This window comes from Streptomyces sp. NPDC051740, assembly GCF_044453165.1.
In the GTDB taxonomy this organism is placed as follows: Bacteria; Actinomycetota; Actinomycetes; order Streptomycetales; family Streptomycetaceae; genus Streptomyces; species Streptomyces atrovirens.
In genome coordinates, this window is the sequence record NZ_JBITCL010000018.1 from 18,573 (window position 1) to 32,109 (window position 13,537).

Annotated in this window: 13 protein-coding genes and 1 pseudogene; 9 read left to right on the forward strand and 5 right to left on the reverse strand. The window is 72.3% G+C overall.

From position 1 onward, the window contains the following. Positions 1-238 precede the first annotated feature (238 nt). From ACIA6T_RS26395 to ACIA6T_RS26405, 3 genes and pseudogenes are all read left to right on the forward strand, one after another. Entirely contained in the window at positions 239-1,402 is a 1,164-nt protein-coding gene (locus ACIA6T_RS26395) for a DUF2690 domain-containing protein (RefSeq protein ID WP_399448957.1), read from the forward strand. 443 nt (positions 1,403-1,845) lie between these two features. Then, complete coding sequence (locus ACIA6T_RS26400) at positions 1,846-2,835, forward strand: malate dehydrogenase (RefSeq protein ID WP_385058801.1); 990 nt, start codon at positions 1,846-1,848, stop codon at positions 2,833-2,835. A gap of 306 nt (positions 2,836-3,141) precedes the next feature. Continuing rightward, positions 3,142-3,438: pseudogene (locus ACIA6T_RS26405) on the forward strand (glycine betaine ABC transporter substrate-binding protein); the annotation flags it as partial. A gap of 9 nt (positions 3,439-3,447) precedes the next feature. On the opposite strand, the gene ACIA6T_RS26410 reads toward ACIA6T_RS26405, so the two are convergent. Continuing rightward, positions 3,448-3,900 (reverse strand): carboxymuconolactone decarboxylase family protein, encoded by a 453-nt coding sequence (locus tag ACIA6T_RS26410; RefSeq protein ID WP_399448958.1) that lies wholly within the window; start codon positions 3,898-3,900, stop codon positions 3,448-3,450. Then, positions 3,897-4,397 carry a carboxymuconolactone decarboxylase family protein gene (locus tag ACIA6T_RS26415; protein WP_399448959.1) on the reverse strand — a complete coding sequence of 167 codons (501 nt, stop codon included), beginning with the start codon at positions 4,395-4,397 and terminating at the stop codon, positions 3,897-3,899. Before ACIA6T_RS26415 ends, ACIA6T_RS26410 begins: the two co-directional genes overlap by 4 nt. 46 nt (positions 4,398-4,443) lie before the next feature. On the opposite strand from ACIA6T_RS26415, the gene ACIA6T_RS26420 reads away from it, so the two are divergent. The 4 genes from ACIA6T_RS26420 (at position 4,444) to ACIA6T_RS26435 (ending at position 9,256) form a co-directional block, all read left to right on the forward strand. Then, positions 4,444-5,829, forward strand: coding sequence for a PLP-dependent aminotransferase family protein (locus ACIA6T_RS26420; protein ID WP_399448960.1), 1,386 nt, complete (start codon positions 4,444-4,446; stop codon positions 5,827-5,829). 157 nt (positions 5,830-5,986) lie between these two features. Next, the gene (locus ACIA6T_RS26425) at positions 5,987-6,325 is read left to right on the forward strand and encodes a hypothetical protein (protein WP_399448961.1); all 339 of its coding nucleotides are present in this window, start codon (positions 5,987-5,989) and stop codon (positions 6,323-6,325) included. Between the two features lie 6 nt (positions 6,326-6,331). Then, positions 6,332-7,516, forward strand: coding sequence for a glutathionylspermidine synthase family protein (locus ACIA6T_RS26430; protein ID WP_399448962.1), 1,185 nt, complete (start codon positions 6,332-6,334; stop codon positions 7,514-7,516). A gap of 294 nt (positions 7,517-7,810) precedes the next feature. Beyond that, positions 7,811-9,256, forward strand: a complete 1,446-nt coding sequence (locus ACIA6T_RS26435) for a glycine hydroxymethyltransferase (protein WP_399448963.1) — start codon at positions 7,811-7,813, stop codon at positions 9,254-9,256. Positions 9,257-9,325: 69 nt separating this feature from the next. Here the strand turns inward: ACIA6T_RS26435 and ACIA6T_RS26440 are convergent, their stop codons facing one another. The 3 genes from ACIA6T_RS26440 to ACIA6T_RS26450 all read right to left on the reverse strand — a co-directional run bounded on the left by ACIA6T_RS26440 (position 9,326) and on the right by ACIA6T_RS26450 (position 11,595). Next, on the reverse strand, positions 9,326-10,048 hold the full coding sequence (locus ACIA6T_RS26440; RefSeq protein ID WP_399448964.1) for a hypothetical protein: 723 nt from the start codon (positions 10,046-10,048) through the stop codon (positions 9,326-9,328). A 135-nt stretch (positions 10,049-10,183) separates the two neighbouring features. After that, positions 10,184-11,041 carry a hypothetical protein gene (locus ACIA6T_RS26445; protein ID WP_399448965.1) on the reverse strand — a complete coding sequence of 286 codons (858 nt, stop codon included), beginning with the start codon at positions 11,039-11,041 and terminating at the stop codon, positions 10,184-10,186. A gap of 5 nt (positions 11,042-11,046) precedes the next feature. Further along, positions 11,047-11,595, reverse strand: a complete 549-nt coding sequence (locus tag ACIA6T_RS26450) for an RNA polymerase sigma factor (RefSeq protein ID WP_399448966.1) — start codon at positions 11,593-11,595, stop codon at positions 11,047-11,049. Between the two features lie 131 nt (positions 11,596-11,726). Between ACIA6T_RS26450 and trpS the strand changes: the two genes are divergently transcribed. After that, entirely contained in the window at positions 11,727-12,740 is a 1,014-nt protein-coding gene (gene trpS / locus ACIA6T_RS26455) for a tryptophan--tRNA ligase (protein WP_385056535.1), read from the forward strand. Between the two features lie 213 nt (positions 12,741-12,953). Then, entirely contained in the window at positions 12,954-13,532 is a 579-nt protein-coding gene (locus tag ACIA6T_RS26460) for a 2'-5' RNA ligase family protein (protein ID WP_399448967.1), read from the forward strand. Positions 13,533-13,537: the final 5 nt, after the last annotated feature.

Genomic DNA, 13,537 nt, shown 5'->3' on the forward strand with positions numbered 1-13,537 from the left:
CGGGGCGGGCCGGATGCCCCGTTCGGCCGAGGGGGGGCGGCCGATGGGACACTGGACCGCGAGTGAGTAGGCGTGCGACGGTGCCTGCCCGCGGCCCCGATGCTCCCGTGCGCCCCCGCCCCGGGAACTGAGACCCTGCCTGGCGGCATCCTCGTGGGTATCCACAACGGGGACTCGGCAAGGGGCACCATGCGCGAGGGAACAACCAGCACCAACCGGGGGGAAGAGGGGGGAAGCAATGCCTCGTTGGAAGGCCTTGCCGGATGAACTCGATCCGCAGATCAGGGAGTTCACGAGCCAGCTCAGGCGGGTCGTGGACCGCAGCGGTCTGAGCGTCGCGTCGGTCTCCGACCGCACGGGCTACAGCAAGACGTCCTGGGAGCGTTATCTGAACGGCCGGCTGCTCGCGCCCAAGGGCGCGATCGTGGCCCTGGCCGAGGTCACCGGGACCAACCCGATGCACCTCACCACCATGTGGGAGCTCGCCGAGCGCGCCTGGAGCCGCTCGGAGATGCGTCACGACATGACGATGGAGGCGATCAGGATCTCGCAGGCGCGCGCCGCGCTCAGCGAGTTCGCCGGTCCGTCCTCCGGCTCGGGCGGCGGATCCGCCCGCAAGGGCGCGTCCGCGGTCCGTCCGGGCGTCGCGGGACCGGCCGGGGTCGCGCCGAGCGTGCCGCCGCAGCCGACCGCCTCGGAGGTGCGCGACGCCACCGGCGGCGCGCGGGACGGTTCGGCCGGGACGAACTCCTGGGGGGTCGCCGCACCGGCCGACTCACCACCGGCGGGCCACCGCGGCTCCGGGCCCGCGGCGGGCGGGCGCACGCCGGGCGCCTCCGGGACGTACGGCGCACCGCCCCCGGGCGCGTCCGGTCAGGGCCACCCGGGCGGACCGGGCCGTTCCGGCGGCAAGCGGCGGACGTCGACGTTCATCGCCGGAGCGGTGGGAGCGCTGGTGGTGGTCGCCGCCGCGTTCTACGTCACCAGCACCGAGGGCGACACGAAGAAGGACGAGACCCGGAAGTCCCCCTCGCCCACCGCCACCGCCAGTGTCGACCTGCCCCCCGGTGTGAAGTGCAGCGGCGACAGTTGCGCGGGCAAGGACGCCGAGGCCATGGGGTGCAGCGGCGACCTGGCGACCACCACGCGGACCGCGGTCGTCGGCGCCACCACGGTGGAGGTCCGCTACAGCGAGACCTGCGCCGCGGCCTGGGGACGCGTCACGCAGGGCGCGCAGGGGGACAAGGTCGAGATCAGCGCGGGCACGTCGAAGCAGGGCGACAGCATCACCGCGGCCGGCGACACGGTCACGTACACCCCGATGGTGCCGGTGAAGGACGCGACGGACGCGAAGGCCTGTGCCGTACTGGCCGCCACCGGTGAGAAGGGCTGCACCGAGTAGTACCCCCGCATGGCTCGGCACGCCAGATGTATGGGCCCGTACGGGTCAATACGAGCCCATACATGTGGGGGAAATGTGGGGACGTGCATGGTGCGGCGAAAGGCGGGCACGCGGAAAGTACCCCCACGGGAGTCCGGCACGGTCGGCCCCCGACGGCGGCCGCCCCGCCCCCACCTCTCCCGGACGGAGCGGCCGCCCTTCCCGTGCCCGTCCGGCTACCCGTGTGTCCGGGTCGTCACTCTGTGGGGCGGGCCACAGGGAGCCCGGCCGTCCGCGCCCGTGGATGCGCGGTAGCCTGACCGCTGGATCTCTCTTGACGCCAAGAGATCGATCATCCGAACCGATGATCGATCATCGTGGTGGACGCCGGTCACGAGCCGGAGCGGGATCCCGCACCCCGGGGCAGGGACCGCCCCACCGCCAGCTGTCATACGGAGAACGCCATGACCCGCACTCCCGTGAACGTCACCGTCACCGGCGCGGCCGGCCAGATCGGTTACGCCCTGCTCTTCCGCATCGCCTCCGGCCAGCTGCTCGGCGCGGACGTGCCGGTCAAGCTGCGCCTGCTGGAGATCACCCCGGCGCTCAAGGCCGCCGAGGGCACGGCCATGGAGCTGGACGACTGCGCGTTCCCGCTCCTCCAGGGCATCGACATCACGGACGACCCGAACGTGGCCTTCGACGGCGCCAACGTCGGCCTCCTCGTGGGCGCCCGCCCGCGGACCAAGGGCATGGAGCGCGGTGACCTCCTGGAGGCCAACGGCGGCATCTTCAAGCCGCAGGGCCAGGCCATCAACGCCCACGCCGCGGACGACATCAAGGTCCTGGTCGTCGGCAACCCGGCCAACACCAACGCCCTGATCGCCCAGGCCGCCGCCCCGGACGTACCCGCCGAGCGGTTCACCGCCATGACCCGCCTGGACCACAACCGCGCGCTGACCCAGCTCTCGAAGAAGACCGGCGTCCCGGTCTCCGAGATCAAGAAGCTGACGATCTGGGGCAACCACTCCGCCACCCAGTACCCCGACATCTTCCACGCCACGGTCGCCGGCAAGAACGCCGCCGAGGTCGTGAACGACGAGAAGTGGCTGGCCGAGGACTTCATCCCGACCGTCGCCAAGCGCGGCGCCGCGATCATCGAGGCCCGTGGCGCCTCGTCGGCCGCCTCCGCCGCCAACGCCGCCATCGACCACGTGTACACCTGGGTCAACGGCACCGCCGACGGCGACTGGGCCTCCATGGGCATCCCGTCGGACGGCTCCTACGGCGTCCCGGAGGGCCTGATCTCCTCCTTCCCGGTCACCGTGAAGGACGGCAAGTACGAGATCGTCCAGGGCCTGGAGATCAACGAGTTCTCCCGCGCCCGCATCGACGCCTCCGTCAAGGAGCTCACGGAGGAGCGCGAGGCGGTCCGCGGCCTCGGCCTCATCTGATCCGACCCGCTCCAGGGTTTCGGGCCCCGCACCGGCTGTGCCGGTACGGGGCCCGCCGCGTTCATCCGGCCGGGGCCGGACCTGTCCGGTGCGGTGACACTCCGCGTCACCGGGCGCGGAACGCGATTCTCCTCCGCGAGCAGGAGGTGCCCCGCCCGGCGCGAACGCCGGGCCCCCTCGCAAGAGACACCTGTGAACATCGGCGACGGTGCCGTGCACATCGACCGGGTCGAGGGCTCGACCTTCGCCATCGGCGAGAACGCGAGCGCCGCCGGCGGTACGGCACCGGGGAGGGGAGTTCCGACGCTGTCCGCGAAGGTGCCGATGACCGAGGTGAAGCCGCCCGCGTACGAGGAGGGCTGCGACGCCGACCCGGCGAAGGCCGCCTGCGCCTACCCGGTCACCCCGCTGCGGAAGTACCTCGACGCGGACTTCGCGCGGCGCGGCGGGGAGGCGGCGGAGCTGCTCAAGAGGTTCACGTGGACGACCGAGGACCAGAACGAGGTCTCCCTGATGATCGCCGAGCAGAAGCTGTCCCCTCGGGAGGCGGCCGGGAAGCGGGTGGACAGCCACGAGTCCACAGGGCAGAAGTGGCTGTCCTGACCTCCTGGTTCACCACTCGGTGGAGCCCGGTGGGATCCGGCGGCCGACCATCAGCCGGTTCCAGCTGTTGATGGCGGTGATCAGCGCGACGAGGTGGGCGAGCCGGGCGGCGTCGAAGTGCCCGGCCGCCCGCTCGTACACCTCGTCGGGCACGAATCCCCCGGTCAGCACCGTGACCGCCTCCGTCAGCTCCAGCGCGGCCCGTTCCCGCGCGTCGAAGACGTCGTCCCCGGCCTCCTCCCAGGCGTCGAGGAGATCGAGCTGCGCCTCGCGCACCGCCCCGTCCTTGCGGGCGAGGGCGAGGTGCATGTCGAGGCAGAACGCGCAGTGGTTGAGCTGCGAGGCACGGATCTGCACCAGCTCGGCCAGTCCGGGATCGCCGAGGCCCTTCCTGGCGGCGGCGCCCACCGCCCGCAGCGCGCTGCGGACACCGGCGTCGAGGCGGGTCGTACGAGCCGTCACGCGTGCTGTCCCGGCGTGTAGTGGCCCGGCGTCATCCGGCAGGTCACACCGAACCGGTTCCAGGCGTTGATCACCGTGATCGCGGCGATCAGCTGCGCCAGCTCGGCCTCCTCGAACTGCTTGGCGGCCCGCTCGTACACCTCGTCGGGCACGAAGCCGTCCGTCAGCACGGTCACGGCCTCGGTCAGCTCGATCGCGGCGAGCTCCTTCTCCGTGTAGAAGTGCCGCGACTCCTCCCACGCGCCGAGCTGGATGATCCGCTCGACGCTCTCGCCCGCCGCGAGCGCGTCCTTGGTGTGCATGTCCAGGCAGAAGGCGCAGTGGTTGAGCTGGGAGGCGCGGATCTTCACCAGCTCGTACAGCTTGGCGTCGAGCCCCTTCCTGGCGGCGGAGTCCAGCCGGATCATCGCCTTGTAGACCTCGGGGGCGTGCCGGGCCCACTCCAGCCGGACGGGGAGCTCGGCGGCGTACTCGGTGTTCGTCTCGGTAGCGGTCATGCCTCGACCCTAGGAGTGAGGCAGCCCAGGAGTATGGTCCACTTCCATGGCAGAACGCCGGGCCACTTTCGGCATCGACCTCCACCTCGAACCGACCGGTCCCGGCCTGCGCCGAGGCCTGACCGACGCCCTCCGCGAGGCCGTCCGCACCGGCCGGCTCGCCCCCGGCACGCGGCTGCCCTCCTCCCGCTCCCTCGCCGCCGACCTGGGCGTCGCCCGCAACACCGTCGCCGACGCCTACACCGACCTGATCGCCGAGGGCTGGCTCACCGCCCGGCAGGGCTCCGGCACCCGGGTCGCCGACCGCACGGTGCCCCGGCCACCCGCCGCACCCCCCGCCCCGGGGCGCGCCCCCGGCCGACTTCCGTACGACCTCGTCCCGGGCACCCCCGACCTCGCCTCCTTCCCCCGCGCCGAATGGCTCAAGGCCGCCCGCCGCGCCCTCGCCACCGCCCCGCACGACGCCCTCGGCTACGGCGACCCGCGCGGCCGTCCCGAACTGCGCACGGCCCTCGCCGACTACCTGGCGCGCGTCCGGGGCGTACGCGCCGACCCCGAACGGATCGTCGTCTGCTCCGGTTTCGCCGGCGGCCTCCGCCTCCTCTGCGAGGTCCTGCGCGCCCGCGGCGCCCGCACCCTCGCCGTGGAGTCCTACGGACTGGACGCCCACTGGGACCTGGCCGCCCGCGCCGGCCTGACCACCACCCCGCTCCCCTTCGACTCCCTCGGCACCCGCGCACAGGACCCGGGCGACGCCGACGCGGTCCTGCTCAGCCCGGCCCACCAGTTCCCGCTGGGCGGCGCTCTCCTGCCCGAGCGCCGCGCCGCCGTCGTCGACTGGGCGCGCCGCACCGGCGGGCTGATCCTGGAGGACGACTACGACGGCGAGTTCCGCTACGACCGCCAGGCCGTCGGCGCGCTCCAGAACCTCGACCCCGACCAGGTGGCCTACCTCGGCACGGCCAGCAAGTCCCTCGCCCCCGGCCTCCGACTGGGCTGGACGGTCCTGCCCCCGTCCCTGCTCCCGGACGCCGTGGCCCACGGCGGCGGCCGCTCCGTGAGCGTCCTCGAACAGCTCACCCTCGCCGAGTTCCTCACCTCCGGCGCCTACGACCGCCACGTCCGCGCCGCCCGTCTGCGCTACCGCCGCCGCCGCGACTGTCTGGTCGAGTCCCTCGCCACCCGGGCCCCCGACGTCCGGATCACCGGCATCGCGGCCGGCCTGCACGCCGTCCTCCGACTCCCGCCCGGCACCGAACGGTCCGTGGTCCAGGCCGCCACCTGGCAGAACCTCGCCGTCCACGGCCTCTCCCGCTTCCGCCACCCCGCCACCGCCACCACGGCGGGCGACGCCCTGGTCGTCGGCTACGCCACCCCACCGGACCACGCCTGGGCCGGCACCCTGGACGCCCTGTGCCGGGCACTGCCCTGACGCACCAAGCCGGCATAAGGCACCAAGGGTCGCAAATGGGTGGCGGGGGAGCGCTGCCGGCGGGGGGGCTCCCGCGCGTGCCGTCCGGGCGGTCTCTAGGCTGTCCGCCGCGAGCCGGGAGAGGTGACCCGGGGGTATGCGAGGGGGAGTGAAGGGCATGGCGGAGACACGGCGGCGGCTGCGGTCCAGCACGGTGGTGCTCGGAGGGATGGGCGTGCTCGCGGCGGCACTGTCGGCGTGCGGGTCCGATCCGGACCGGCGGTGCGTGGACCGGGACAGCTACGACTACATCAACGGCTACAAGATCGTCGCCGACAGGAACTGCAATTCCTCCGGGGCCACCTCCAGTTCGATGGGCACGTCCCGCACCGACGCCGACTGGTACTACGACGCCGACGTCAGCAACGGCTACGCCGACTACGGCACCTTCAGCCGCAGCGAGGCCGTCGACCGGGGCGGCTTCGGCTGCTCGGGCTCCGGCAGCAGCGGCGGCTGACGGACCATGGAACGGCGTACGACCGAGCCCCGCCCCGGCTGGCAGGAGACCGTCGAGGAGCAGGGGCTCATCTATCCGCTCACCCGTTACCCGGACGGCTCCCTGCGCCCCTACTGGGACGAGAGCGCCTACTACGTCTTCGGCCTGGAGGAGATCGAGGCGCTGGAGGAGGTCGTCGGGGAACTGCACGGCATGTGCCTCGCCGCCGCCGAGCACATCGTCACCGCCGACCGCTTCGCCGACCTCGGCATCACCGACCCGCGCATCGCCCGCGTGGTCGCCGAGGCCTGGCACCGACGCGCCGAACTCCCCTCCGTCTACGGCCGCTTCGACCTCCGCTACGACGGCACCGGCCCGGCCAAGCTCCTGGAGTACAACGCCGACACTCCCACCTCCCTGGTGGAGGCCGCCTCCCCCCAGTGGTTCTGGATGGAGGAACGCTTCCCCGGCGCCGACCAGTGGAACTCCCTCCACGAACGCCTCGTCGACGCCTGGAGGAAACAGGCCGCCCTCCTCCCGCCGGGCAGCCCCCTGTACTTCGCCCACTCCTCCGCCGACGAACTCGGCGAGGACCTCATGACCGTCGCCTACCTCAAGGAGACCGCCGAACAGGCCGGCCTCGACACCGACTGGCTCTCCATGGAGGAGATCGGCTGGGACCGCCTCTCCGGCCGCTTCGTCGACAACGGGCTCCGGTTCATCCGCAGCATCTTCAAGCTGTACCCCTGGGAGTGGCTCACCACCGACCGCTTCGCCGGCCACGTCCTCGACACCCTCGACAACGGCGGCGGCACCGGCACCACCCTGTGGATCGAACCCGCCTGGAAGATGCTCCTCAGCAACAAGGCCCTCCTGGCGATCCTCTGGGAGCTCTACCCCGACCACCCCAACCTCCTCCCCGCCCACCTCGACGGCCCACGTGACCTGGCGGACACCACCGGCTGGGTCGCCAAGCCCCTCCTCGGCCGCGAGGGCGCGGGAGTGAGCATCCACGAGCCCGGCTCCGACCCCGTGCTCCGCGACGAACCCTGCTGCTACCAGCAGCTCGCTCCTCTTCCCGACTTCGACGGCAACCACGTGGTCCTGGGCGCCTGGGTGGTGGAGAACGAGTCGGCGGGCCTGGGCATCCGCGAGTCGTCGGGCCTGGTGACGGACGAGTACGCCCGCTTCCTGCCCCACGTGATCTTGTAAGCAGAGGCTCAGGGGCGCGGGGCTGTGGCATATGCGGCTCCGCCGCGTGGGCGCGACCGGCCCCCACGCACGCGCGGGCAGCCGCCGGCGGGAACCACGCGGACGCCATCGCCCGCATGGTGGACGCCGGCGCCAATGCCAGGACGCCGCCCGCTAGGCTGGCGCCGGGCCGTGACTGGCGCGCTGGGATGGGAGCAACCATCGGGAAGCGGCCCCGGACCCTTCGGGTCCGGAAACATGTGCCGTGCGCCTGGGCCGTACCGTGAACGCAGAACGCCACGTCCGGAGGTCCCCATGTCAGCTGAGCCCACCCCCGCCTCCAAGGCCTACCGAGCCGCCCTCGACGTGATCCGCGCCGTCGAGCCGCGCGTCGCCGACGCCATCGGTCAGGAGGTCGCCGACCAGCGCGAGATGCTCAAGCTGATCGCCTCCGAGAACTACGCCTCCCCGGCCACCCTCCTCGCGATGGGCAACTGGTTCAGCGACAAGTACGCCGAAGGCACCGTCGGCCGCCGCTTCTACGCCGGCTGCCGCAACGTCGACACCGTCGAGTCGCTCGCCGCCGAGCACGCCAAGGAGCTCTTCGGCGCCCGCCACGCCTACGTCCAGCCGCACTCCGGCATCGACGCCAACCTGGTCGCCTTCTGGTCGGTACTCGCCGACCGCGTCGAGGCCCCCTTCCTGGAGAAGACCGGCGCCCGCCAGGTCAACGACCTCTCCGAGGCCGACTGGGCCGAGCTCCGCCAGGCCTTCGGCAACCAGCGCATGCTCGGCATGTCCCTGGACGCCGGCGGCCACCTCACCCACGGCTTCCGCCCGAACATCTCCGGCAAGATGTTCGACCAGCGCTCCTACGGCACCGACCCGGCCACCGGCCTCATCGACTACGAGGCCCTGCGCACCTCCGCCCGCGAGTTCAAGCCGCTGATCATCGTCGCCGGCTACTCCGCCTACCCCCGTCTGGTGAACTTCCGGATCATGCGCGAGATCGCCGACGAGGTCGGCGCCACGCTCATGGTCGACATGGCGCACTTCGCCGGTCTCGTCGCCGGCAAGGTCCTCACCGGCGACTTCGACCCGGTCCCGCACGCCCAGATCGTCACCACCACCACCCACAAGTCGCTGCGCGGCCCGCGCGGCGGCATGGTGCTGTGCGACGACTCCCTCAAGGACCAGGTCGACCGCGGCTGCCCGATGGTCCTCGGCGGCCCGCTCCCGCACGTCATGGCCGCCAAGGCCGTCGCCCTCGCCGAGGCCCGGCAGCCCGCCTTCCGGGACTACGCCCAGCGCATCGTCGACAACTCGCGCGCTCTCGCCGAGGGCCTCATGCGCCGCGGCGCCACCCTGGTCACCGGCGGCACCGACAACCACCTCAACCTGATCGACGTCGCCACCTCCTACGGCCTCACCGGCCGCCAGGCCGAGGCCGCCCTGCTCGACTCGGGCATCGTCACCAACCGCAACGCCATCCCCGCCGACCCCAACGGCGCCTGGTACACCTCCGGCATCCGCATCGGTACCCCCGCGCTGACCACGCGCGGCCTGGGCACGGCGGAGATGGACGAGGTCGCGGGTCTGATCGACCGGGTCCTGACGACGACCGAGCCCGGCACCACCAAGTCCGGTGCCCCCTCCAAGGCCGCCCACGTCCTCGACACCAAGGTCGCCGACGAGATCTCCCGCCGCGCCACCGACCTGGTCGCCGGTTTCCCGCTCTACCCGGAGATCGACCTCGGCTGAGGCGGCCCGGCCCTGCTCGACGCGCCCCGCGGCGGTCCGGTCACGTACCGGGCCGTCGCGGGCCCGTCATCAGGCGTCCAGCAGCTCCTGCCGCGGCCCTGGATCCTCCTTCCGCCGGCGGATCAGCGGCCACCGCGTCACATACGGGCGCAGCACCAGGGCCAGCACCGCTCCGGCCACCGCCCCCGGTATCGCCCACCACCAGTCGGTGCCGTCGTCCGTCGTCGGCGCGGCGCGGGTCCCGGAGGCCGCCGCGGCCTGATCCTTTCCGGGCTCGGCCTGCTCCGTCTCCCACGGTGCCGGGTAGATCCCCGGAGCCGATCCGGTGCCTGACCTCTCGCCCATCACATCCAGCGAGTACAGGATCTTGTACAGATCCGTCGGGTCCTCGGCGCGGTGCCAGAGGCCGTCCGGCGATTCGTTGAACCGCGCCGCCGTGTGTATCCACGCGTCCTGGCCCGCATCCGCCATGAAGACCCGGTCCACTCGCCAGGGCGTCACGTCGTGCACCATCCATGTCACATTGATCAGCCGGGGCGAGGCCGAAACGGCCTCCGGCGGCCTCTCACGCGTGCCCTTGCCGACGGGGCCGAGCAGCCGCTCCAGCTCGCCGTACTGCTTGTCGGAGTAGTACACCGAGGCCGTCTCCCCGCTCTCCGGCGAGACCACCAGCACGCTCGTCGGCCCCCCGGCGGACACGGGCGACGCCTCCCACATCATCAGGGCCAGCGCTGTCGCCAACGCGCCCATGACCGCCGTCAGTTGTCGAACCCTGCCCTTCCACCCGCGCATCCGGACCCCCGCTCGGCCGGTCGATCCCCGTGCGGCCCGCCCACGAGCCGCCTGTCACTTCTGGTACACCGCCCGGCCCGCCGGGGTTCCCAGTCGGTCCGCCCCGATTCCGGGACACTCCGGGAAGACCGGCCGCTACCGGCCCGCCTCCTCGACCGCCTCCGCGATCTCCAGCGCCCGCGCCTTCGACACCACCCCCTCCAGCCGCAGCGTCACCCCCTCGACGGCCCCGCCGCCGTACGGCCACAGCAGCGTCGGCCCCGCCGTGCGCTCCTCCCGGGTGAACCGGTGACCGTCCACGTCCACCAGCCAGAAGCTCAACACGTGCGGCCGCGGGAACCACAGGGCCTGGCCGGGAATCTCGCCCTCGTCGCCCTCCCCGCCCAGCGGCAGCCACTCCGGCTGCTCACGCACGCTCTTGACGAAGGTGACGTCCAGGCGGGCCGGGAACTCGTCGAGCCGGATCGTCCGCCCCTGCTCCCGCCAGCACAGACTCACCAGGAACCGCCCCCGCGGCAGCCCGCTCACCGTCACCGCGTCCGGAGCGCCCAGCGCCTTCGGCACCAGCGGCGTGAACCCGGCCCGCCGCTCCGCCTCGCCGAGTGACACCGAGCGCCCGCAGCCCGGCACCTCCGCGCCCGACGAGGGCACCGCCGACGGGTCGTACCGCACCTCGACCCCGCCGAAGCCGAACCAGTCGATCACCGCCGCCCGCACCGGAGGCGTCAACGTCAGCACCGTCAGCAGCCCGCACAGGGCCGCGACCAGCGCCCGCCACCGCGCCCGCGTCCAGCGCCGGGCCGCCCGCAGCCACGCGCCGGTGCCCGTCGGCCCGGCCACCGGAACCGGCAGTTCCTCGGTGAGTATCCGCCCCAGCACCCGCTCGACCATCGACTCCGACCCCGCCACCGGGTCCGCCCCGTCCAGCGACCGTCCCAGCGCCCGCAGCTCCTCCCGCAGGCGCTCGGCATCACCGTCGTACCGCTCATCCACGCCTCTCACCCCCCTTCCCGGGGCCGGAAGTCCGGCAGCAGGCGCTCCAGCTTGCGCAGGGCGCGGTTCAGCCGCGACTTCACCGTGCCCCGGGGCCAGCCCAGGGCCTGGGCGGTCTCCCGCTCGTCCATCTCGAGCAGATAGCGGTAGGTGACGACCAGCCGGTGCTCCTCGCTCAGCTTCTCCAGGGCGGACACCAGCGCCCCGCGGCGCTCCGTCTCCAGCGTCGCGACCGCCGGGTCCGTCGCCTCCGGTATCACCGGCTCCGCCTCCATGAACGCCGCCTCCCGGTCGGCGAGGCCGTTCCGGCGCACGGCGGCGCGCACCGTGTTCCTCGTCTCGTTGGCCACGATCGACAACAGCCACGGCCGGAACGCCATGCCGTCCCGGAACCGGCCCAGCGCGCAGTACGCCTTGACGAAGGCCTGCTGCACCACGTCCTCCGCGTCCGCTCCCGCCCCGAGCGCGGCGGCAGCCCTGAGCGCGATGCCCGTATGGGCCCGCACCAGCTCCGCGTACGCCTCCGGCTCCCCGGCGCGTACGCGTGCGATCACCGCGGCCTCATCGACGATGCGGCCCCCCTCCCGCGTCCTCACGTCTTTGTTACACCGCCGGGGACGGATCGGTTCCCACCTGTTTCCGGTCGGTTCCGGACCGCCTTCCGGGACCTGAGAGAATGGTGGGCATGGCGACTGACCGACCCCGCGTGCTCTCCGGAATCCAGCCCACCGCAGGCTCGTTCCACCTCGGCAACTACCTCGGCGCCGTCCGCCAGTGGGTGGCCCTGCAGGAGACCCACGACGCGTTCTACATGGTCGTCGACCTGCACGCGATCACGGTCCCGCAGGACCCGAAGGAGCTGCGCGCCAACACCCGGCTCGCCGCCGCCCAGCTGCTGGCCGCCGGTCTCGACCCGGACCGCTGCACGCTCTTCGTGCAGAGCCACGTGCCCGAGCACGCCCAGCTCGCCTGGATCATGAACTGCCTCACCGGCTTCGGCGAGGCCTCCCGCATGACCCAGTTCAAGGACAAGTCCGCCAAGCAGGGCGCCGACCGCGCCTCCGTCGGCCTGTTCACGTACCCGGTCCTGCAGGTCGCGGACATCCTGCTCTACCAGGCCAACGAGGTGCCGGTGGGCGAGGACCAGCGCCAGCACATCGAGCTCACGCGCGACCTCGCCGACCGTTTCAACGGCCGGTTCGGCGAGACGTTCACGATGCCGAAGCCGTACATCCTCAAGGAGACGGCGAAGATCTACGACCTCCAGGACCCGACGGTCAAGATGAGCAAGTCGGCGTCCACGCCGAAGGGCCTCATCAACCTCCTGGACGAGCCGAAGGCCACCGCCAAGAAGGTGAAGAGCGCGGTCACCGACACCGACACGGTCATCCGCTACGACGTCGTGGAGAAGCCCGGTGTGAGCAATCTCCTCACGATCTACTCGACCCTCACCGGAGCGGACATCCCCGAACTGGAGGAGAAGTACGCCGGCAAGGGCTACGGTGCGCTCAAGACGGACCTCGCCGAGGTCATGGTCGAGTTCGTGACCCCCTTCAAGGAGCGCACCCAGCAGTACCTGGACGACCCCGAGACGCTGGACTCGATCCTGGCCAAGGGCGCGGAGAAGGCGCGCGCCGTCGCCGCGGAGACCCTCTCCCAGGCGTACGACCGGGTCGGCTTCCTGCCCGCCAAGCACTGAACCACCGCACCGGACGGACACACTGCACCGGCGCTGAACCGGCCCACGGCGGCGATCCGTACCACCGCACAGCGCTGCACATCACTCCGGTTGCGCCTGCCCGCATCCGGGTCGTGGTCGTACAGTCGATAACCGGGTGACCGTTTCCGCGGTCACCCGGTGCTCACCGCAGCTTCACCGCCACGCTTCACCACCACAACGACAGGAGACGACGTGGGGACCGTAACGATCGGCGTGTCGATCGCGGTCCCGGAGCCTCACGGCAGCCGGCTTCAGCAGCTGCGCGCGGGCTTCGGCGACGCCGCGGCTCACGGTATCCCCACGCACGTCACCCTGCTGCCGCCGACCGAGATAGACGACGCCGACCTGCCGGCCGTCGAGGCGCATCTCGGAGAGGTCGCCGCGGCCGGCCGCCCGTTCCCGATGCGGCTGTCCGGCACCGGTTCCTTCCGGCCGCTGTCGCCGGTGGTGTACGTGCGGGTCGTCGACGGCGGCGAGGCCTGCACCTGGCTGCAGAAGCAGGTCCGTGACGCCTCCGGCCCGGTCGCCCGCGAGCTGCAGTTCCCGTACCACCCGCACGTCACCGTGGCGCACGGCATCGAGGAGGCGGCCATGGACCGCGCCTTCGAGGAGCTCGCCGGCTACGAGGCCGAGTGGCCCTGCACCGGCTTCGCGCTCTACGAGCAGGGCGCCGACGGGGTGTGGCGCAAGCTGCGCGAGTTCCCCTTCGGCACCGCGGTGGTGCCCCCGCAGTCCGGGAGCGTGGACCGGGGATCCGTCTCCGCCCGCTGAGCACC

Coding starts and splice junctions, on each gene's coding strand:
- ACIA6T_RS26395 (WP_399448957.1), top strand. CDS start 239: ATGCCTCGTTGGAAGGCCTTGCCGGATGAACTCGATCCGCAGATCAGG.
- ACIA6T_RS26400 (WP_385058801.1), top strand. CDS start 1,846: ATGACCCGCACTCCCGTGAACGTCACCGTCACCGGCGCGGCCGGCCAG.
- ACIA6T_RS26415 (WP_399448959.1), bottom strand. CDS start 4,397: ATGACCGCTACCGAGACGAACACCGAGTACGCCGCCGAGCTCCCCGTC.
- ACIA6T_RS26420 (WP_399448960.1), top strand. CDS start 4,444: ATGGCAGAACGCCGGGCCACTTTCGGCATCGACCTCCACCTCGAACCG.
- ACIA6T_RS26425 (WP_399448961.1), top strand. CDS start 5,987: ATGGCGGAGACACGGCGGCGGCTGCGGTCCAGCACGGTGGTGCTCGGA.
- ACIA6T_RS26430 (WP_399448962.1), top strand. CDS start 6,332: ATGGAACGGCGTACGACCGAGCCCCGCCCCGGCTGGCAGGAGACCGTC.
- ACIA6T_RS26435 (WP_399448963.1), top strand. CDS start 7,811: ATGTCAGCTGAGCCCACCCCCGCCTCCAAGGCCTACCGAGCCGCCCTC.
- ACIA6T_RS26440 (WP_399448964.1), bottom strand. CDS start 10,048: ATGCGCGGGTGGAAGGGCAGGGTTCGACAACTGACGGCGGTCATGGGC.
- trpS (WP_385056535.1), top strand. CDS start 11,727: ATGGCGACTGACCGACCCCGCGTGCTCTCCGGAATCCAGCCCACCGCA.